The sequence below is a fragment of the Pigmentiphaga sp. GD03639 genome, assembly GCF_029845405.1.
GTDB lineage: Bacteria > Pseudomonadota > Gammaproteobacteria > Burkholderiales > Burkholderiaceae_B > Pigmentiphaga > Pigmentiphaga daeguensis.
This window is the reverse complement of record NZ_JAOCLR010000030.1, coordinates 1-18,836: the sequence shown is the minus strand read 5'-3', so window position 1 is coordinate 18,836 and position 18,836 is coordinate 1. Positions and strand designations below refer to the sequence as shown.

Below are 18,836 nucleotides of genomic sequence, written 5' to 3'. Positions count from 1 at the left end.
CCTCATCCCCGCACGAACGTGTTGCGCAGCGTGCCCAGCCCGGTGATCTCGATCTCCACCACGTCGCCGGCATGCAGGTCGGGCGACTGGCCGTCGGTGCCCATCCACACCACGTCGCCGGGATGCAGGGTCAGGTATTTCGTCATGGCGCACAGGAAGGTGGGCACGTCGAAGATCATCGCCGCGGTGGCGAAGTCGATGGTGGTCCGGCCGTTCACGCGCACCTGGGTGCGGGCCCGGGACGGATCGAATTCGGTGTCTATCCAAGGACCCATGGGCTTGAAGGTGTCCGAGTTCTTGGCGCGCCAGAAAGTACGGTCCGACCGCTGCCAGTTGCGTTCGCTGACGTCGTTGCCGATGGTGTAGCCCAGCACGCAGTCCAGTGCGTTGTCGGGCGTCAGGTGGCGCGCCTGCTTGCCGATGACCACCACCAATTCGCCCTCGTAGTGGATGGTGCGGGCGTCGGGCGGCATCACCACGTCGTGGCCGTGCGGCACCAGGGCGTTGTTGGCCCGATAGCCGATGTCGGCCTGCGTGGGCAACTGCGGCTCCTGGCCGCGCTTGCGCGCCGCCTCGATGGCGTGCTCGGCGTAGTTCAGGCCGGCGCAATAGAAGGTGCGCGGGATCACCGGCACCTCCAGGCGCACCTGGTCCAGGCTGGTCCAGTCGTCCGTCGGCACATGGCCGTCGAAGGGCGAGCCCTCGACCCGGCGTATGCGTTCGCCCTCGATCAGTCCATAGTGGGTGCCCGTCGAATCCGTGTATCTCAGCCAGCGCATGTCCGTCCTTCGTGGGTTGCCCGGCGCGGTGGCCGCGCCAGGAGGGTTTCGTCGATGTCCCCGATGCCGGGCGCGCCGCACAGTTTCATCGCGCGCACCAGTTCCTCGGTCAGTATCTGTAGTGCCCGGTGCGCGCCGGGCTCGCCGCCCGCCACCGCGCCGTACAGCGTCGCGCGCCCGACCAGCACGCCTTCGGCGCCCAGCGCGCGGGCCTTCAGGATATCCACGCCGCGCCGCACGCCGCCGTCCAGCCAGACCGGGATGCGGCCGGCCACCGCGTCCACCACGCCGGGCAGCGCGTCCAGCGTCGCGCAGGCGCCGTCGAGCTGGCGTCCGCCATGATTGGACACCACCACGGCGTCGGCGCCCAGCCGGACCAGCCGCTCGGCGTCGTCCGGCCGCAGGACGCCCTTGACGATCAGCTTGCGCGGCCAACGGTCGCGCACCCGGGCCAGGCGGTCCCAGTCGAACGAGGGATCGTAGTTGCGTCCCACCGCCGAGGCCAGTCCCGCCACGGAGGTCACGTCGCGCTGCAGGCCGATCAGGTTCTTGTTCACCGGCATGCCGTGGCGCAGCAGCGCCAGCGCCCAGCGGGGATGCGCCGCCACGTCGCCGAAGCTGCGATACGTGAGCCGGAAGGGGGTGCGGAAACCGTTGCGCACGTCGCGCTCGCGCTTGCCGCCCACCGGCAGGTCGACGGTGATGACCAGGGCTTCGTAGTCGGCCGCCCGCGCGCGTTCGATCAGGCCGTGGAAGAAGTCCTGGTTCTTCAGCACGTAGGCCTGGAACCACAGGCGGCCGGGCGCCTCGCGCGCGACTTCCTCGATCGACGCCGTGGCGCTGGTCGACAGCGTATAGGGGATGCCGTGCCGCGCGGCGGCCTTGGCGATGGCCAGGTCGCCGCCGTGGCGGCCGTAGCCGACTCCGCCTGTGGGCGCGATGGCCAGCGGGTAGTCGGCCGGCGCGCCCAGCACGGTGCAGCGGGTGGAAACCTGGGAGACGTCCACCAGGGCGCGCGGCAACAGGCGCACGCGCTCGAAGGCCTGGCGGTTGTCGGCCAGCGTGGCCTCGCTCTCGGCGCCGCCGTCGAAGAAGTCGAACACCAGCCTGGGCAGGCGGCGACGCGCCGCCGCCCGCAGGTCATCGATGGACTGGGCGCGGCCGATGCCGCGATCGAACAGACCCATGGCGCGCTCAGTGCGCGGCCGCGGCGCGCGCGGGGCGGATCGCGGCCGGCAGGAAGGACGGATCGAAAATGCGGTCGGCCATGACCTGGCAGCGCTTGATCAGCCGGTGCTCGTGGGGCAGGTAGTCGGGCCAGGCGTTGTGCAGCGTGCCGATGTGGTCCCACATCAGCACGTCGCCCTCGGTCCATTCGTGGGTGTACTGGTACTTGGGCTGGAGCTGGTGCGCGAACAGGAATTCCAGCATCTCGTCGCTGCGGCGCGCATCGAGTTCGTTGATCCGGATGGCATAGCCGGGATTGCAGTACAGCACCTTGCGGCCGGTGATGGGGTGTGTCAGGAACACCGGATGCGTCGACGGGGGCCGCTTGGCGCGCTGCTCGGGCGTGAGCGGCGGCCGTTCGCTGCCGGGCCGCGCCCGCATGTTCTCCCAGAACTTGTTGAAGTCGTGGAGGGCGGTGGCGTGTTCAAGCTCGCGTTTGACGTCGGCGGGCAGGTCCTCGTAGGCGGCATGCATGTTGGCGAAGCTGGTCGATCCCAGCGCGCGGCCGTCGCGGCGCGGCACCTTCAGGGCATGCAGCACGTTCACGAAACCTACCGTCGGGTTGTAGGACATGTCGGTGTGCCAGTCCTGGCCGGCGTCGGCGATGCCGATCAGCCGGCCGTTCTCCACGATATTGGAAAGAATGCTGACCTCGGGAATGCCGGGTTCGTTGGCGTCCGATACGGTCCGCTGCAGGCCGCCGAAGCGGGCCGAGAAATCCCGCAGCTGCGCCGGCGAGATCGATTGCGCCGGGAAGCGCAGGACGCCGTGCGCGCCCAGCGCCGCCAGCAGCGCGGCGAAATCCTGCTCCGAAAGCGGCCGGGCAAGGTCCAGGCCGCGCACCGTGGCCCCGAGTATCTTTCCGGTGGGGACGATATCCGTCATCTTGAGTCCTGTCTGGCTGATCGATGGCGAAATGGTAGGCATCGGCGGCCGGTTTGGACATCCCGCCGGGCGCAAACTTGTTATTTCCTGAACGGAAACAACCGGGAGTCAGGCGTCCTGGGGCCGCAAGTTGCGGCTGATGCCGTGGATGGCCGAATACAGCGCCTGCCCCGCCGGGCTCAGGATCTTCTGCGCCGGCATGAACGCGGAGATGGTCAGCGAGGGCAGCGTCTCGGCCACCGGCACGATGGCCAGCCGGCCCGCGGCCCGGGCTTCCTCGGCCAGGTAGCGCGGAACGAAGCTGGCGATGTTGCCGTGCTCGATGATCTGGATGGCGCCGCCCACGGATTCGCAATGCATGACGCACTGGGGCGGCGGCAGGCCGGTGTCGACGAACGACCGCTGGATGACCATGCCCGGTCCGTCGGCGGGACCGGTGACCAGCCAGGGCACGTCGGCCAGCGCCCGCAGCGACCTCGCCCGCGCCTTGGGGTGGCCCTGCCGCACCGCCACCACCAGGTCCAGCGTGAACAGCGGATCGTGCCGATAGCCTTCGCCGGGGCCGCCCGCGGGCAGCGGGCCGATGGCGAAGTCCAGGCCCTTTTCGCGGAACAGGTCCATGACCGTGGGGTAGGTGGCTTCCTGGAGATGGATGTAGACGTCGGGAAAGCGCAGCCGCATGATCTCGATCGCCCGCGGTACCACCAGCGCGAACGGCGCCGCCGACGAAGCGATGGACAGCTTGCCCGACAGGTCGCCGGCCAGTTGCCGGATGTGGGTGTGCGCGTCGGCCGCGGCGCGCACGATGAAGCGGGCGTGTTCCAGCAGGGCCTGCCCGTAGGGGGTCAGTTCGATGCCGTGCGCCGAGCGCGTCAGCAGCGTGGCGCCCACCGACAACTCCAGTTGCTGCAGCGCGCGCGTGATGGCGGGCTGCGTCAGGTCCAGCAGCTTGGCGGCGGCGCTGATGCTGCCCGCCTCGGCCACCGCCACGAAGGCCCGGAGCTGGTGGAGCTGCATGCTCAGGCCGGACGCGGCGTCGGCCGGGCGCCGCCCGCCTGGTCCCAGCAGTCATGCGGGAGCGCGGACGGCGCGGCGACGGGGGCGGAATCCAGGTTCATGATCGTCTCGCGGGGCAGGCGCCAGATACAGTCAGGAGGGCGAGGATACGCGCCCGCGCGACTCAGGTAAACACGCTCAGGAATTTCTCGTTCAGCTTGCGGTCGTGATAGAAGATGCCCGTGCCCAGCTCCTCGGCCGTCCACTTGATCACCGGCTTGTCCGGGTACCAGGTATAGCCGCCGGCGAACACCTCGTTGCGGTTGCCGCTCGGATCGAAGAAGTACACCGTTTCGCCGCGCGTGATGCCATGGCGCGTCGGCCCGATGTCCAGCGATACGCGCCGCTTGGAGATGATGTCGGCTGCCTTGAGCACTTCGCCCCAGTTGTCCAGCAGGAACGACACGTGATGCAGCTTGTTCTTGACCGGCTGCTGGATGAAGGCCACGTCGTGGGCCTTGGTCGCGCAGCTCAGGAAGGCGCCTATCATCTGCTCGTCCGGCCCGGCCACGACCGCCTCGGTCAGGCTGAAGCCCAGGACCTCGGTGAACAGCTTGAACGTGCCGGCCAGGTCGTCCCCGTACAGCAGACAGTGGTCGAAGCGGCGCGCGCCCATGCCGTGCATGTCGTCCGGCCACGGGTCGGGATTCAGGTAGCCTACCGCGCACCCGGGCGTCTCGCGGTGTGCATACAGTTCCATCACGTGGCCCGTCGGGACGGTGAAGCGGAAACGCCGTCCCGTCATCGGATGCTCGCCTTCCTTCACCCAGCTCATCGCGGTCGCCAGGCCGCTGGCCTCGACATCGGCCGACAGCTTGTCCAGCGTGGCATCCGAGTCCACTTTCCAGCCCATGTAATCCATGCCGGCTTCATCGGCCTCGCGCAGCACCACGCTGTGGTGGTCGGCTTCGTCCCAGGCTTTCAGGAACACCCGCGCGCTGCCGTCGGCGGCGGTGTCGCGCATGACTTCCCTGAGCCCGATGGTATCGACGTAGTGCCGCACCGCCGGCTCGATCTCCAGAACCCGTATGCAAACGTGTCCCGGCCGCATCACTCCTGTGATCGCCATGATGGTCTCCTTGCTGTCGTTGCTAGGTAAGGTGTGCAGGCGGCCGGGCCGCCGGCGCCAAATGACGGGTCACGCAGCGCCGCATCCGGTCCAGCGCTTCGATCTCGATGTCGCTGCGCGGCACGACACGGCAGGCCAGCACCACGCCGGCCGCCTGCTCGTCGGCGCTGACGCAGGCGCGGCTCATCTTCGCGGCGTGGTAGTCGCCGCGTACGATCCGGCTCTTGCATACGCCGCACCCGCCGCCGCGGCAGCCGACCGGAATGCCCTTGCGGCCGAGCGCCTCCATGCCGGCCAGCAGCGTCTGCGAGCCGCTGCAGGTATAGCGTTCGCCCGTATCCAGGATATGGACCTCGAAGCGCTGCCCGGCCGGGGCGGCGCTGTCGATCCGCGTTTCGTGGTCCTGCTTGGCCGGATGCATGGGATTCCTTGCGCGAGAGGTTTACCACTGGCCGATGTGTATGCCCGGCGGCAGGTTGTCGGTCATGGCCTCGATGCGGTCGAGGTCGACGGCGATGCGGCGCTTGAGCGTCAACTGATGCGCCAGCAGCCGCGCGGACATCGATTGCCGCACCGGTTCGAACGCGGGGTCCGCGCCCAGGTCGTGGAATTCGTCCGGGTCCTCGGCCAGGTGGAAGAGCTGCGGGCGATAGCCGTTCCAGGCCACCAGCTTCCAGTCGGCGGTGCGCACCATCCAGCCCCGGCAGTCGGCGTCGCGCGGCCGGCCCAGGACATGGCGGGCGCGACGCGTGGCGTAGTCCAGTTCGCTGAAGACACAGTCGCGCCAGTCGTCCGCCGCTTCGCCACGTACCAGCGGCAGCAGCGAGCGGCCTTCCACCCGGTGGGCCTGCGCGGGCAGGTCGAGCGCGTCCAGGATGGTGGGCACCACGTCCACCGCGGCGGCGAAGCGGCCGTCGTGCGTGCCGCGCGTGGCATCGGCGGCGGGCGACGGATCGACCACGATCAGCGGTACGCGCTGGACCACGTCGTGGAACAGCTCCTTCTCGCCGAAGCCGTAGTCGCCCAGGAAATCGCCGTGGTCCGAGGTGAAGACGATCAGCGTCCGGTCCGCCTGCCCTGTCTGCTCCAGGACTTCCAGCACGCGGCCCAGGTGGTCGTCGATCTGCCGGATCAGGCCCATGTAGGCCGGACGCACGTGGCGTGCCACGTCCTCCCGGTCGAAGCTGCGGCATTCGTCATGCGAGCGGTAGGCGGCCAGCACCGGATGCTCGGCGGCTTCGGAGGCGCGGTTGCGCCGGATGGGCGCCTGCTCGGCGCGGCGATACATGTCGTGGTAGGGCGCCGGCGCGATGTAGGGCCAGTGGGGCTTGATGTACGACAGGTGCAGCGACCACGGTTCGTCGCGATGGCGGCGGATGAAATCGATGGCGGCGTTCGAGACGTAGGCGGTTTCCGAGTGCGGCTCGGCCACGTGGGCGGCCAGGTGTGCATGGCGCATCTGCCAGCCGCTGGCGACGGAGCCGTCCGGATGGCGGCCGGAATTGGCATGCTGCAGCCAGGGGTCGTCGCCCGCGTAGCCGGCCGACTCCAGGTAGCGCCGGTAGTCTTCCTTGCCGGTGGGCAGGTCGCCCTCGTGCCGGCAGACCACCTCGAAGCCGCCTTGCAGCAGGCTGGCGGCGGACCGATCGGAGGCGCCGCCGCGCCAGGCAGCCATCGCCTCGGCCGAAGGTTCGAAATGGGTCTTGCCCGCCAGGTGGAGCGCGCGTCCGGCCTGCGACAGGTAGTCGCCCACCGTCAGCTCGCTCATGGGCATGGGGATGAAGTTCCAGGTCGCGCCGTGGGAGGACGGATAGCGGCCGGTATAGAACGACATGCGCGACGGTCCGCACACGCCCGACTGCACGTAGGCCTGGGTGAAGGCCACGCCGCGCGCCGCCAGGGCATCCATGTTGGGCGTGCGCAGCCAGGAGCTGCCGTAGCAGGACAGGTAGTCCGCCCGCAGTTGGTCGCACATGATGAAGAGGACGTTGCGCATCCTGGTGTCCGCAAGAAAGTCGGTCGTTCGGAAATCAGTCGATCTTGATGGCGGTCTGGCGCACCAGGTCCGTCAGCCGGGCCTGTTCGCTGGCGATCAGCGCGCCGAACTGTTCCGCCGTTGTGTTCGCGACGGGGTCGGCGCCCGCGTCGGCCAGCGCCTTGCGCGTCTCGGGATCGGCCAGGATCTGGTTCAGCGCCCGCGTGAACCCGGCCACCGCGTCCTTGGGCGTTTCCTTGCGCATGACGAAGCCGTCCCAGTTGCGTACGTCGAAGCCCTTGAAGCCTTGTTCCTCCATGGTCGGTACGTCGGGCAGCCCGGGCAGCCGGCTGTCGCGCGAGGCGATGGCCAGCGCCTTGACCTTGCCGCCCTGGACCTGCGCCGCCGCCACCGTGCTGGTCAGGAACATGAAGTTCACCCTGCCCGCCACCAGGTCGGCCAGCCCGGCCGTGAACTGGTTGTAGGGCACGTGGGTGGCCGTGACGCCGTAGCGCTGCTTGAACAGTTCGCCCGCCAGGTGCGCCGGCGTGCCGTAGCCGCCCGAGGGGAAACTGTAGGTATCGGGCTTGGCGCGCAGCAGTTCGATCAGCCCCTTCACGTCGTGCACGGGCAGGGACGGGCTGACGACCAGCACGCTGTAGGTCCAGTCGTACTGCCCGACGGGCGCGTAGTCGCGGGCGAAGTCCTTCTTGAACGACGACAACAGCGCCGGGCCGACCACCACCGGCGTGAGCAGCGTCATCGCGGTATAGCCGTCGGCCGGATAGCGGTCCAGGTCGCCCGCGGCCAGGCTGCCCGAGGCGCCGGGCTTGTTGTCCACGTAGAAGGTCTGGCCCAGCTTGACGGTCAGCTTCTGCGCGATGATGCGGCTGCTGATGTCGGGCGGCGTGCCGGCGTTGTACGGCACGATGATGCGCACCGGGCGGGCCGGCCAGGTCTCGGCCTGTGCGCCGATGGCGGCCAGGCCGAGCGTGGCGGCCAGCGCCAGTTTCCCGAACGTGAAGGTCATGGGTGTCTCCTTTGCTTGAACCGTGGTCTTCCTGGGGGTGGCCCGGCAAGTCGTTGGCGGGACTTTCGCAGTCCGCCACGGGCCCGGCAAGTCGTTTTGCGCATGGGCCATAAACGGATGACATGGGTGGCGCCGGCGCCCCGCACTTGACTGCCCGCGCACTGCGTCTTGGACAGTCCCGCGCTGGCTCGGCCTTCACGTTGACGGCCATGTGGAGCGCATGCAAAAACCTTCCTCGCTCATGCGTCACTTTGTTGGAGACACCGCTTCGCATGGCGGCAGACCACCATAACCAACACGGGTCAACAAAATGAAGGCGACACTCTTCCTGCTTCTTGCGCTACACCTGCCGCTCGCCGGCCATGCGCAGTCCTATCCCAGCCGTCCCATCAAGGTGATCATCGGCCAGGCCGCCGGCGGCGGCACGGATATCGTCATGCGTTCGATGGCGCCCAAGCTCAGCGACGGTCTTGGGCAGCAGGTCGTCATCGAGAACAAGACCGGAGCGTCGGGCATCATCGCCGCGGACCTGGTCGCCAAGGCGCCGGCCGACGGCCATACCCTGCTGATGGCGCCGAGCGGGGTAATGGTCGGCAACGTCGTGATGAAAAAGAAACTGCCCTATTCGGTGGACGATTTCACGCCCGTTTCCTTGATCGGGACATTCCCGATGCTGCTGGTCGTGAACTCGGCGACGCCCGCGCGCTCGCTCGACGAACTCGTGAAGTACATCCGCGCGAACCCCCGCCAGGCGAGTTCGGCCGGGTCGGGCTATGCGTTCGAGCTGCAAACCGCCGCGCTTGCGCAACGCGTCAATCTGGACATCACGTTCGTTCCGTTCCGAGGCGCGAACGAGTCGGTCCAGGCGGTCGCCTCCAAGGAGGTGTTGATGACCTTCTCGGACGTCGGTCCGGCCTTCGGAGCGATCCAGTCCGGCCTGCTGCGTCCGTTGGCCGTCACGTCACCGGAGCGGTTGTCCGAGTTTCCGGATGTTCCGACTTTCGCGGAACTGGGCTTTCCGGAGTTGCAGGCCGAGTACTGGATGGCGCTCTTCGCGCCGGCCAACATGCCGCGTGGGGTATCCGAACGCATCTCGGCGGAGGTTCGCAAAGCCTTGGCCGATGAGGAGGTGAGAACCACGCTCAAGGCGAGGTGGGTACAGCCCTGGCCCGAGGAACCCCAGGTGCTGCGGGCCCGGATACAGTCAAATATCGAAAAATGGACTGCCGTGCGCAAGGCGGCGAAGCTGGAGCAGGTCGAATGATGCGCGCCGACCTGGACTCTCTTGCCTCTCGGCTCGCCGCCTGCGTGGATGACAGGCTCCCGCAGGGAATCTTCCGGGTGCACCGGGCGGCGTTCGTCGACCCCCAGATATTCGAACTGGAGCAGCGCTACATCTTCGAGCGAACATGGTGCTTCCTCGGCCATGAGTCTCAACTGCACCAACCGCACGATTTCATCACCACCCAGATCGGTTCGACGCCAATCCTGGTCAGCCGCGACGGCGAGGGCCGGATCGGTGCCTTCGTGAACGCCTGCCGGCACAAGGGCGCCTTGCTCTGCAGCCGGGAGCAGGGGCGAGCGCGCGCGCACGTGTGTCCCTACCACGGCTGGGTGTTCGACTCGGCGGGCAAGAACACATTGCTCAAGTACGGCGCCTCGGCCGGCTATTCGGAAGCTTTCCTGAAAGACGACCACCATCTGATTCCCATCGCGCGCCTGGGGAACTACCGGGGATTCCTGTTCGGGTCCCTGAACCGGGATGTTCCCGAGCTGGCCGCGTTCCTCGGCTCGGCGGCGACGCTGATCGATCTCATCGTGGACCAGAGCCCCCACGGGGTAGAGCTCGTCCCGGGCCGGACCTTGTATACCTACGAGGGAAACTGGAAGCTGCAGCTGGACAATGGCGTCGATCCCTACCATCTGTCGGAAGCGCACGCGTCGTTTCTCGATGTTCAGGCCCGCCGCCGCAAAGGCATGGGCAATGTCGATTCCCGCTCATTCGACTGGTCGCGCCGCGATGGGCTTCCGGCGGGAGCGATCAATTTCGACCATGGCCATTCCGCGGTGTGGCTGGAACAGCCGGAGCCGGACAAGCGCCCCATCTATCCGGCCATTGACGAGATCCGCAGCCGCGTCGGCAATACCAGGGCCGACTGGATGCTCAAGGGGCGGAATGTGGGCATCTTTCCCAACATGCAGATTGCCGATGCCATATCGCCCATGCTGAGGATCTTCCGTCCGCTGGCGGTGAACCTGACCGAAATGCGCGCGTACTGCATCGCGCCGGTGGGTGAGCCTACCGCCCAGCGGGCATGGCGGCTGCGCCAGTACGAAGATTTCTTCAATCCGGGAGGCATGGCCACGCCCGACGATGCCGTGCTGTACGAAGACTGCCAGCGTGGCCTGTCGGCAATGCCGCTGGATTATCTCCAGGGGACTTCACGGGGGATGGGTTTCCAGCAGCGTTACGCGGACGAAGTGGTATCGACCCTGGGCATCCAGCCGGAATCGAGTGCGCTCGGGCGCTACGACACCTACAGCGAGGTTGCCTTCCAAGGGCCATACCGGGAGTGGCAGCGATTGCTGCTGGCCGGCGTGAAAGGAGAACGTCCCTATGAATAAGCTGGAGACGGCGAAAGGACTGCTGCTGCGCGAAGCATGGCTGCTCGACAGCCAGGATTGGAAGGGATGGCTGTCCATGTATGCGACGGACTGCGAATACTGGGTACCCGCCAGGCGCAGCGATGAAACCCTGACCCAGGACCCGAATACGGAACTCTCGCACATCTACTATGCGAACCGCGCGGGCCTGGAGGACCGAGTGCTGAGGATCATGTCGGGACGGTCCGCGGCATCGACGCCGGCGCCTCGGACGACGCATATGTTGTGCAACTTCCACCTTGAAGAAGGCCAGGAGGACGATGGCATCCGGATCTGGACGACGTGGAGCACCCAGATGTTCAACGTCAGGCAGCGCAAGACCTATACGTTCTTCGGTACGTCGCTGACGGAATTCGGCCGGCAGGAGGAAAGCTGGCTCATCAGCAGGAAGCGCATCGAACTCAAGAACGACTATATCCCGACCTTCATCGACATCTATTGTTTCTGAGGACGGCATGCGAGCAGACCAGAAGGTGCCAGGCGAAGGTCCGCCCTATCTGTTTTTCGCCAAGCTGCCGGAGCGGCAGATCCGGCGCTACGAGCAGGGATTGCGTGAAGCCTTGCCGGGTATCCACCTGTCGTTCGTCGGCGAGGCCGAGGAGGCGGAACGCCTGATTCCAGACGCGGAGGTGCTGATGGCGTTCGGCCCTGCGTTGAACGACCGGCTGATCGCGGCGGGCCGGCGGTTGAAGTGGATCCAGGCGCTGGGGACGGGCGTGGACGGCATCGTCGACCAGCCATCGCTCGGCCCCGAGGTCATCATTTCCAACATGAGGGGAATACACGGTCCGCCCATGGCCGAGGCGGCGCTGTCAGCCATGCTGTGCCTGGCAAGGTCGGTGCCAAGGCTATTGCGCAACCAGGGACAGCAGCGCTGGGATCGGTTCGCGTCGCAGACCCTGTCGGGGTCTACGCTCGCCATCGTCGGCAGCGGGGCGATAGCCGCCTATCTCGCTCCTATCTGCAAGGCGTTGGGCATGACCGTGCTGGGAATCAGCGCTGCACCGCGTCCAGTACCCGGGTTCGACCACATGTATTCCAGGAAGCAAGCCGGGGACGCGGTGGCGCGAGCGGACTTCGTGCTGCTGCTCGTGCCGTCCACGCACGAGACGCAGAATCTGGTGGACGGCGCGTTTATCGAGCGCATGAAGCGAACGGCATTTCTGATCAACCTGGCGCGGGGAAGCGTGGTCCACGAGGCCGCGCTGCTGGCCGCCCTGCAACAGGGACGGATAGCAGGCGCCTATCTCGATACTTTCGTGACGGAGCCGCTTCCGCCCGGGCACCCGTTCTGGCAGCTGGACAACGTCGTCATCGCACCGCATGCCGCGGGAATGTTCAACGGCTATGCGGACGCCGCGCTGCCCATCCTGGTAGAGAACATCCGCCTCTACCAACGCGGCGCAACCACCGACATGATCAATCTTGTGAGACATCCATGAACGAAAGGCTCTTGAACCCGATTTCCGACGATGAGCTCGAGCGCCGGTGGGCCGCCGTCCGCCTGCGCATGCAAGAGGAGAAGATCGATGTGCTGCTCATGCAGGGCAGCAATGACTTCATGGGGGGATACATCAAGTATTTCACCGATATTCCCGCCACCAATGGATATCCCGTGACGGTACTGTTTCCCCGTGATGCGCCGATGACGGTCATTGGGCAGGGGACCTTCGGGATGGTGCAGGATTTCCGGTCCCGGCCGTCGCCGGCGAGACGGGGGGTGGGGCGCTACCTCGGGACGCCCAGCTACCTGCCGATCGGATATACCGTGGCCTACGACGCGCAGCTTGCCATCGAGGCACTCGCGCCCTATGCGCGGGGCCGGATCGGCGTGGTTGGAGCCGGCATCATCTCGTCGGCATTTCTGGATGCCGTCAGGCGCGGCGTTCCGGCAGGGACGCAGTGGCTCGACGCGAGCGAAATGGTCGATCGGATCAAGGTCGAGAAGTCCGATGCCGAGATAGACCGGATGTTCGCGGCGGCGGCAATGCAGGATCGCGCCTGGCAGGCGGTGCTGGACGCGATACGCCCTGGCATCCGCGACAACGAACTTGCCGCATTGGCCGAGTACGAATGCCGAAAGGCGGGAAGCGAACAGGGGCTTTACCTGTGCGCTTCCGCTCCGGTAGGCACGGCGGCCATGTTCGGCAATCGCTATTTCCAGAACCGGGTCATCCAGCAGGGCGATTACTTTTCGCTGCTGATAGAAAGCAGCGGACCGGGTGGCTATTTCACCGAGCTGGGGCGTACCGTGGTGCTGGGAAAGGCGTCGGACGACATGCGCGACGAGTTCGGCTTCGTGCTCGAGGCCCGGAAGTTCACCACCGACCGCCTCGTCCCTGGATGTTCGGGGCGTGCGTTATGGGAGGACTACAACACCTTCATGCGTGCGAACGGCCGGCCCGAGGAGAAACGGCTGCATTGCCATGGCCAGGGCTACGACATGGTGGAGCGGCCGCTGATGCGCCATGACGAATCCATGACCTTGCGTCCAAGGACCGTGCTGGCCTGCCATCCGACCTATGCGACGGCGACGACATTCAGCTGGATATGCGACAACTATCTGGTCAAGCCAGACGGGACCACGGAACGCCTGCACAGGACACCCGAGCAGATATTCGAACGTTAGGGGAGGAGATCAGTGCGCCGCGGCCTGCGGCAGGGCTGTCTTCCTGAACGCGCGCGGCGATACCCCGTAGCGTTGCCGGAATGCCCGGCTGAAATGGGTGATGTCGTTGAAACCCCAGTAGAAGGCGATCTCGCCTATCGATCTCGACCGCATCGCGGCGCTGGCCAGGTCGGCGCGGCAGCGTTCCAGCCGCGTCTGCCAGATCCACTTCATCAGGGGGACATTTTCGTCCTCGAACAGCTCATAGATGTACCGGGTCGACAGGTTGATGGCGGCGGCGATATGGGCGGCATCGATCTCGTGGTTGCGCAGGTTGTCTTTCACGTAGCCCATGATGCGCTGCTTGTGCAGAGCCCGCAGGCGCGAGGGCGGCGGACGCGTATCGGGACTGGTCCCCGCGAGACTGGCCGCTATCAGGAAGGGCAGGGCGTCGGCGAGGCGGTCGGCCTCGAGATCGGAGAGCCGGTCGGCCTGGGCCAGAAGCTGGTCGATGGTGTGGCGCAGCACCGCGCCCGCGCCGTAGGTGGTCCGTACCTGCCGGGCGGTGTGCAGTTCGATTTCGGGCATGATCGCGCGCAGCGCGCTGTGTTCGATGTACAGCGAGTGGGCGAGGACGTTGCCGGCTTCGATGAAGAACGGCCGCGAAGGATCGATGATGAACAGGTCATCGGGCTCGATGCGGGTTTCGCGGCCTTCCTGGTGCACGAGGGCGACGCCTTCGCGGTGCAGCGACACGAGCAGGCGCGAGCGCAGGCCGATCGCGCGGGGCGAACAGGTCGTGTGGGGGGAAAAACGCAGCGCGGCAAAGCGCAGCCGCTCGCCGCTGTAGCCCTTGACCTGGGTGCTGAACGGATGTTCCTGGTTGCCCTGCACGGATAGGCCGACCGCGAAGGCATCCTGCATTTCCCTGCGGAAGATCGCCGAGCCTGCGCCCTGGTTCTCGCCGTGGATGGTGAACTGTCGGATGGTCGTCATGGGATGTCTGTCTCCAGCGCAGATCGGTCGAACCGAATCCGTCTTCGCAGAGTTTCCCGGTTCGAGGGCTGGCAAGTCAATCGGACTTTGCCCGCAAAGGGTTGCCGCGTCAGCGGCCATGTCGGAGGATGAACCGGCCGACGGTTTCGGTGAACCATGTGGGTTGCTCCACGCAGGCCATGTGGGCCGCGTCGCAGAGTTCCAGCGTCGCCCCCCGTATGGCGCCGGCCAGCTCCGCGGCGATCTCCGGCGGGATGGCCGAATCGTTGCGACCGGCCACGACCAGCGTCGGCCGGGCCAGCTCCCGCAGGCGTTCCCGGTGATCCAGCCGCTGGATGGCACCCACGGCATCCACGTAGCCCTGGATGGGCGTGCGGTGCATCAAGGCGCGCAGCCAGCCTGCCGTCAACGGCGAGCCCAGGAGAAAGTCGCGCGTGAACCAGCGGCCCAGCGTGGTTTCCATATGCGCGTCGAATCCGTCTGTGCGCAGCGCAGCCAGGCGCTGTTCCCACACCCTTGCCACCGAGGGAGCGGTGTACGCGCCACAATGGGCCAGGACGAGGGCGGTGCATCGTGCCGGGTACGCCAGGGCGAATGCCTGAGCCACCATGCCGCCCAGCGAGGTACCGACGATGGCGGCCGATGCGGCGCCGGCCTGGTCCAGGATGCGGGCGAGATCATGCGCGGCGTCGTCGAGCCGCCAGTCCTGCCGCAGCGGGCTATGGCCATGTCCGGGAAGGTCGACGCAGATCAGTCGGAAGTGGCGTGCCCAGACGGGCAGCAGCGGATCCCACAGGCTGCGGTTCGTTGCGATGGGATGCAGGAGCACCACGACCGGGCCGTCGGCGGCGCCGGCAAACTGCCAGGAAAGGCCGGAAGAGGTCATCGCGTGTCATCCACGTCCCAGGTGCCCAGCCCTATGCCCGTGTACCAGCCGGCGACGGCCTTGTAATAGAGCTGCCGGAAGGGCGCGCCGGCGGCGCCGTCCGCGACCAGCCAGGTGCGGATCTCTTCCGCGCCGTTACCCGCTTCGTGGACGTGTTCTTCGGCATGCCGGAGCAGCGCCTCGGCATCGCCCGCGACCAGGCGCTCCAGGAATTCCCGGTCGAAGGCCTCGTTCAGCAGGCCCATCCGCGGCGTGGCGATGTCGTGGCTCAGGCCCCCGGTGGCCAAGATCGACACTCGCTCGACGCCCGCGAAACGGCGTATCGCATCGCCCAGCATGCGTCCCCACTGGTGTGCGCGGCGCATGGTCGGCAGCGGGGGTTGCACGCAGTTGACCAATACCGGCACGACGGGAATCTCGCCGGCAACGCCGGCCAAGTGCAGCGGTGCGATGATGCCGTGGTCGAGGGTCAGGTCCATGGACAGGGCCGGATCGAACCCGGACTGCATGGCTTCGCCTATGAGCTGCGCGCCCAGTTCGGCATGGCCGGCGAGCACCCGGCGGTCGACTTTCAGCCAGTGCTCCACGGGGGTGGGATAGGCCGGCGCCGCGCCGATGCAGAAGGCCGGCAGGTTGTCGAGAAAAAAATTGTGCAGGTGATCGTCGGAGACGACCACGATGGCATCTGGCGCCGCTTTGCGGATGGCGCGGCCAACCGACAGGAAGGCGGCGAAGATGGACTCGCGATCCGCGTCCGGGATGGCGTCGGGGAAGTTGAGCATGACCGGCGTGTGGCTGACCGCATGCGCGCTGACGATACGTGCCATGTCAGTGCTCTCCTTCGCGGCCGACGCTGCGTAGCGATTGCAGGAATACCGATTCCGGTATGCGCAGGCCGAGGCAGTGCGCCCTGAGCAGGTAAGGGTTGACCCCCGCCAGGTACATGGCGCCGATGTCGTTGTCGCGGATGGCGCTCTTGAGCGATGGTGCCAGCGGGACGTCGGCCATGTAGGCATCGGGGTCGCGCTTGTAGCGGTGCAGATCGTCGTCGCGATGGTGGATGTCGAACAGGATGCGGTTCATCCAGTAGGCATCGGTGGTGGGCATGAGCTGCCGCCAGTTGCTGGCCATCAGCGCTCTCCCTGCAGTTGCCTGGCCAGCCAGTCGACGATCGTGGGCAGGGTCTGGGGCGTCAATCCCATATGGCCGCCGGGGAAGAGACGAACGGACTTGGGATTGCCGCGTTCCATCAGCAGGTGGATATCCGCGATCGGACACTGCCGGTCGTCCTTGCCATTGACCAGCAATAGCGGCGCGCAGGGAAGATCCAGCAGCCCCTGGTCCAGCAACGACAGCCGCTGGAAGGCGGCGGCGTACTCCTCGTCGGTATCGACGCCCAGCATGCGGCGGCGCGTCTCGACCAGCTCCATCAGATAGCTGTCCGGGTAGCGCGAGGCAAGTATCCATTCCGGCTGGAACATGAAGTGTGCGCCGCCGCCCCAATTGACCGCGCCTGCCAGCCGGTCCGGCAGCATGTGGGCGAGCTTGGTCGCCCAGTAGCCACCGAAGGAGCGGCCCAGGCAGGCAGGCCGTCCGCCATCGAGGTCGGGACGGCCGCGCAGCCAGTCCAGGACGGCAATGAACGGTCTTTCGGCGTCGACCACGCCGCGCACCGGGGATTCGCCGGTGCCGGCATTGTCCATGGCAATCGTCGCGAGGCCCTTGGCGAGCAGTGCGTCGCTGGCCGCCGTCATCTGTTCCTTGCAGGCGTCCACGCCGCCCCACATGAGGACGACCCGGGGGCGGGCGATGCCGCGCGGCCGGCGCAATAGCACCGGTATTTCATTTCCTTCGCCGGCGCGACCCTGGAAAGGCACGGCAACGCGCTCGATGGGAGTCTCCCAGTAGGCCGAGGCGGCAAGATACGTTTCGCGTTCGCCGATGGCGCAAGCGGCCTTTGCCGGATGGTTGGGGCACGGAAAGCGCCCCATGAAATACGCGCCGCTGGCGCGCTGGTAGAGGTCCGCCGCGCGGGTGGCGTCGCCCGCGTCGTGCGCCTGGGCCGCCTCGGCGCGCAGTGCGTCGCCCAGGTTTCCCCAATAGGTGCCCCAGGATTCGCCGTCCAGGCCGGGCACGCCGTCTATCCATGCCGCGCCGATGTCCAGCGGCAGGGCATTCATCGGATGCGTCCGGGCTTGCCAGCGGGTCGTCATCCAGGCCTTGGCCTCGGCCAGTGTCTTGGGGCGGCCGGCGACGTCGGCGCCGGCGGAAGGGGCAGGGAACTGCTGTGTCACGGTCGTCTCTCCAGATTCGTTCGGAATGCGCGCTGGGCGGCACGCGTCGATGCCAGCATGTTGGCAGGCGTTGCGGGCGCCGGCTTGGCCGGGCATGCGTCGGAACTTGACCAGCCATGCGCGCGTCCAGCCGCGGAACTTGGCTGCGCGTGCGCCCAAGCTTGCGCGGGAGTCGGAAGATGCGCCCGCGGCGTTGACGTCCGGAGGCGGCTCTTGCGTAATCCCGGCTCACGGCATTTGCGCCGAGGGAATCATGGATGGGGAAAAAATGAGCGGTGTGAAACGCGCGCTTGTCGTCGGCGGCGGCATCGGCGGCATGTCGGCTGCCATCTGTTTGCGGCGGCGAGGCGTCGACGTGCAAGTGGTCGACCTGGATCCGGAATGGCGCGTGTACGGTGCGGGCATTACCATCACCGGCCCGACTTTGCGCGCGTTCCGCGAACTTGGCATTCTGGATGAGATTGCGGCACAGGCCTATACCGGCCACGGCATACAGATCTGCGATGTGCTCGGCAGGCCCTTGAGAGTGGTGGCGACCCCCGTGGTGGGGGACGGGGATCTGCCCGGCAGTGGCGGCGTGATGCGGCCGGTGCTGCACGCGGTGCTGTCGCGCCGGACCCTGGACAGCGGCGCGCGGGTCAGCCTTGGCGTGACGGTGGCGAGCCTGGAGCAGGACGATGACGGCGTGTCCGTTCGATTCTCGGACGGCAGCACCGGTAGATACGATCTCGTGATCGGTGCCGACGGCATTTTTTCCCGGATCCGGACGCTGGTCTTTCCGGACGCGCCCGCGCCGGCGTTCACCGGCCAGTGCGCCTGGCGCCTGGTCGTTCCACGCGCACCGGGCATCGTTCGCCGTCACTTCTTCCTGGGGGGCCCCGTCAAGGTCGGCTTGAATCCGGTTTCCGACAGCGAGATGTACATGTTCCTGCTCGAGCCGCTTGCCGAGCCGAACCGTATCGAAGAACGCGGCCTGGCGCCGGGATTGGCTGCGCTGATGCAGGGGTATGGCGGCATCCTGGCGGAGATCCGCGAGCAGTTGGACGATACCTCGCGCATCGTCCGCCGTCCGCTGGAGGGATTCCTGCTGCCGGCCCCCTGGTATCGCGGCCGGGTCGTGCTGATCGGCGACGCGGCCCACCCGACTACGCCGCAACTGGCCTCGGGCGCGGGGATGGCGGTCGAGGACGCCTTGGTGCTGGCTATGGAACTGGAAGCCGCGCAGGGCGTCGCTCAAGCGCTGCAGCGCTTCATGCGGCGACGCTATGAGCGTTGCCGCCTGGTGGTCCAGAACTCGCTCGAGATCGGCCGCCTGGAACAGGCGAAGGCCCCTGTCGAACGGCAGGCGGCGCTGGTGGAGGAGTCGC

Annotated in this window: 19 protein-coding genes; 6 read left to right on the top strand and 13 right to left on the bottom strand. The window is 67.0% G+C overall.

The genetic code is table 11. From position 1 onward, the window contains the following. Nucleotides 1-2: 2 nt before the first annotated feature. The 8 genes from N5K27_RS23620 to N5K27_RS23585 all read right to left on the bottom strand — a co-directional run bounded on the left by N5K27_RS23620 (nt 3) and on the right by N5K27_RS23585 (nt 8,021). Nucleotides 3-779, bottom strand: coding sequence for a fumarylacetoacetate hydrolase family protein (locus N5K27_RS23620; RefSeq protein WP_087836589.1), 777 nt, complete (start codon nt 777-779; stop codon nt 3-5). Then, nucleotides 767-1,966: an alpha-hydroxy acid oxidase gene (locus N5K27_RS23615; protein WP_087836588.1), complete on the bottom strand. Its 1,200-nt coding sequence runs from the start codon at nt 1,964-1,966 to the stop codon at nt 767-769. The genes N5K27_RS23620 and N5K27_RS23615 overlap by 13 nt, the downstream gene beginning before the upstream one ends. Before the next feature lie 7 nt (nt 1,967-1,973). Beyond that, a complete protein-coding gene (locus N5K27_RS23610) occupies nt 1,974-2,891 on the bottom strand; it encodes a TauD/TfdA family dioxygenase (RefSeq protein WP_087836587.1) in 918 nt (305 codons plus the stop codon). A gap of 108 nt (nt 2,892-2,999) precedes the next feature. Next, complete coding sequence (locus tag N5K27_RS23605; protein WP_087836586.1) at nt 3,000-3,908, bottom strand: LysR family transcriptional regulator; 909 nt, start codon at nt 3,906-3,908, stop codon at nt 3,000-3,002. Nucleotides 3,909-4,071: 163 nt separating this feature from the next. After that, nucleotides 4,072-5,016, bottom strand: a complete 945-nt coding sequence (locus N5K27_RS23600; protein WP_087836585.1) for a catechol 2,3-dioxygenase — start codon at nt 5,014-5,016, stop codon at nt 4,072-4,074. 22 nt (nt 5,017-5,038) lie between these two features. Continuing rightward, entirely contained in the window at nt 5,039-5,437 is a 399-nt protein-coding gene (locus N5K27_RS23595) for a 2Fe-2S iron-sulfur cluster-binding protein (protein ID WP_087836584.1), read from the bottom strand. A 21-nt stretch (nt 5,438-5,458) separates the two neighbouring features. After that, the gene (locus N5K27_RS23590; RefSeq protein WP_087836583.1) at nt 5,459-7,012 is read right to left on the bottom strand and encodes a sulfatase-like hydrolase/transferase; all 1,554 of its coding nucleotides are present in this window, start codon (nt 7,010-7,012) and stop codon (nt 5,459-5,461) included. 34 nt (nt 7,013-7,046) lie between these two features. Then, entirely contained in the window at nt 7,047-8,021 is a 975-nt protein-coding gene (locus N5K27_RS23585) for a tripartite tricarboxylate transporter substrate-binding protein (RefSeq protein WP_279819448.1), read from the bottom strand. Between the two features lie 310 nt (nt 8,022-8,331). On the opposite strand from N5K27_RS23585, the gene N5K27_RS23580 reads away from it, so the two are divergent. Genes N5K27_RS23580 through N5K27_RS23560 form a run of 5 tightly spaced genes read left to right on the top strand, consistent with a single transcriptional unit; the run spans nt 8,332 to nt 13,314 of the window. After that, the gene (locus N5K27_RS23580) at nt 8,332-9,285 is read left to right on the top strand and encodes a tripartite tricarboxylate transporter substrate binding protein (protein WP_279819445.1); all 954 of its coding nucleotides are present in this window, start codon (nt 8,332-8,334) and stop codon (nt 9,283-9,285) included. Beyond that, nucleotides 9,282-10,646, top strand: coding sequence for a Rieske 2Fe-2S domain-containing protein (locus tag N5K27_RS23575; RefSeq protein WP_279819442.1), 1,365 nt, complete (start codon nt 9,282-9,284; stop codon nt 10,644-10,646). Before N5K27_RS23580 ends, N5K27_RS23575 begins: the two co-directional genes overlap by 4 nt. Beyond that, on the top strand, nt 10,639-11,133 hold the full coding sequence (locus N5K27_RS23570) for an aromatic-ring-hydroxylating dioxygenase subunit beta (protein WP_279819439.1): 495 nt from the start codon (nt 10,639-10,641) through the stop codon (nt 11,131-11,133). Before N5K27_RS23575 ends, N5K27_RS23570 begins: the two co-directional genes overlap by 8 nt. A gap of 7 nt (nt 11,134-11,140) precedes the next feature. After that, a complete protein-coding gene (locus N5K27_RS23565) occupies nt 11,141-12,127 on the top strand; it encodes a D-2-hydroxyacid dehydrogenase (protein WP_279819436.1) in 987 nt (328 codons plus the stop codon). After that, nucleotides 12,124-13,314 carry a M24 family metallopeptidase gene (locus N5K27_RS23560; protein ID WP_279819434.1) on the top strand — a complete coding sequence of 397 codons (1,191 nt, stop codon included), beginning with the start codon at nt 12,124-12,126 and terminating at the stop codon, nt 13,312-13,314. The genes N5K27_RS23565 and N5K27_RS23560 overlap by 4 nt, the downstream gene beginning before the upstream one ends. Before the next feature lie 9 nt (nt 13,315-13,323). Here the strand turns inward: N5K27_RS23560 and N5K27_RS23555 are convergent, their stop codons facing one another. The 5 genes from N5K27_RS23555 to N5K27_RS23535 form a co-directional block, all read right to left on the bottom strand. After that, nucleotides 13,324-14,289, bottom strand: a complete 966-nt coding sequence (locus N5K27_RS23555) for a helix-turn-helix domain-containing protein (RefSeq protein WP_279819431.1) — start codon at nt 14,287-14,289, stop codon at nt 13,324-13,326. 109 nt (nt 14,290-14,398) lie between these two features. Next, nucleotides 14,399-15,175: an alpha/beta fold hydrolase gene (locus N5K27_RS23550; protein WP_279819428.1), complete on the bottom strand. Its 777-nt coding sequence runs from the start codon at nt 15,173-15,175 to the stop codon at nt 14,399-14,401. Beyond that, a complete protein-coding gene (locus N5K27_RS23545) occupies nt 15,172-16,002 on the bottom strand; it encodes a 2,3-dihydroxyphenylpropionate 1,2-dioxygenase (RefSeq protein WP_279819425.1) in 831 nt (276 codons plus the stop codon). Before N5K27_RS23545 ends, N5K27_RS23550 begins: the two co-directional genes overlap by 4 nt. Nucleotide 16,003: 1 nt before the next feature. Then, nucleotides 16,004-16,306 carry a subunit of meta cleavage enzyme gene (locus tag N5K27_RS23540; protein WP_132980679.1) on the bottom strand — a complete coding sequence of 101 codons (303 nt, stop codon included), beginning with the start codon at nt 16,304-16,306 and terminating at the stop codon, nt 16,004-16,006. Further along, entirely contained in the window at nt 16,306-17,469 is a 1,164-nt protein-coding gene (locus N5K27_RS23535) for an alpha/beta fold hydrolase (protein ID WP_279819420.1), read from the bottom strand. The genes N5K27_RS23540 and N5K27_RS23535 overlap by 1 nt, the downstream gene beginning before the upstream one ends. Nucleotides 17,470-17,722: 253 nt before the next feature. Between N5K27_RS23535 and N5K27_RS23530 the strand changes: the two genes are divergently transcribed. Further along, nucleotides 17,723-18,836: FAD-dependent oxidoreductase (locus N5K27_RS23530; RefSeq protein ID WP_279819418.1), on the top strand; the 1,114-nt coding region annotated here is incomplete at its 3' end.

What these genes read in the sequence shown, in the direction of transcription:
- N5K27_RS23620 (WP_087836589.1), bottom strand. Translation starts at nt 779, where the DNA reads ATGCGCTGGCTGAGATACACGGATTCGACGGGCACCCACTATGGACTG.
- N5K27_RS23615 (WP_087836588.1), bottom strand. Translation starts at nt 1,966, where the DNA reads ATGGGTCTGTTCGATCGCGGCATCGGCCGCGCCCAGTCCATCGATGAC.
- N5K27_RS23610 (WP_087836587.1), bottom strand. Translation starts at nt 2,891, where the DNA reads ATGACGGATATCGTCCCCACCGGAAAGATACTCGGGGCCACGGTGCGC.
- N5K27_RS23605 (WP_087836586.1), bottom strand. Translation starts at nt 3,908, where the DNA reads ATGCAGCTCCACCAGCTCCGGGCCTTCGTGGCGGTGGCCGAGGCGGGC.
- N5K27_RS23600 (WP_087836585.1), bottom strand. Translation starts at nt 5,016, where the DNA reads ATGGCGATCACAGGAGTGATGCGGCCGGGACACGTTTGCATACGGGTT.
- N5K27_RS23595 (WP_087836584.1), bottom strand. Translation starts at nt 5,437, where the DNA reads ATGCATCCGGCCAAGCAGGACCACGAAACGCGGATCGACAGCGCCGCC.
- N5K27_RS23590 (WP_087836583.1), bottom strand. Translation starts at nt 7,012, where the DNA reads ATGCGCAACGTCCTCTTCATCATGTGCGACCAACTGCGGGCGGACTAC.
- N5K27_RS23585 (WP_279819448.1), bottom strand. Translation starts at nt 8,021, where the DNA reads ATGACCTTCACGTTCGGGAAACTGGCGCTGGCCGCCACGCTCGGCCTG.
- N5K27_RS23580 (WP_279819445.1), top strand. Translation starts at nt 8,332, where the DNA reads ATGAAGGCGACACTCTTCCTGCTTCTTGCGCTACACCTGCCGCTCGCC.
- N5K27_RS23575 (WP_279819442.1), top strand. Translation starts at nt 9,282, where the DNA reads ATGATGCGCGCCGACCTGGACTCTCTTGCCTCTCGGCTCGCCGCCTGC.
- N5K27_RS23570 (WP_279819439.1), top strand. Translation starts at nt 10,639, where the DNA reads ATGAATAAGCTGGAGACGGCGAAAGGACTGCTGCTGCGCGAAGCATGG.
- N5K27_RS23565 (WP_279819436.1), top strand. Translation starts at nt 11,141, where the DNA reads ATGCGAGCAGACCAGAAGGTGCCAGGCGAAGGTCCGCCCTATCTGTTT.
- N5K27_RS23560 (WP_279819434.1), top strand. Translation starts at nt 12,124, where the DNA reads ATGAACGAAAGGCTCTTGAACCCGATTTCCGACGATGAGCTCGAGCGC.
- N5K27_RS23555 (WP_279819431.1), bottom strand. Translation starts at nt 14,289, where the DNA reads ATGACGACCATCCGACAGTTCACCATCCACGGCGAGAACCAGGGCGCA.
- N5K27_RS23550 (WP_279819428.1), bottom strand. Translation starts at nt 15,175, where the DNA reads ATGACCTCTTCCGGCCTTTCCTGGCAGTTTGCCGGCGCCGCCGACGGC.
- N5K27_RS23545 (WP_279819425.1), bottom strand. Translation starts at nt 16,002, where the DNA reads ATGGCACGTATCGTCAGCGCGCATGCGGTCAGCCACACGCCGGTCATG.
- N5K27_RS23540 (WP_132980679.1), bottom strand. Translation starts at nt 16,306, where the DNA reads ATGGCCAGCAACTGGCGGCAGCTCATGCCCACCACCGATGCCTACTGG.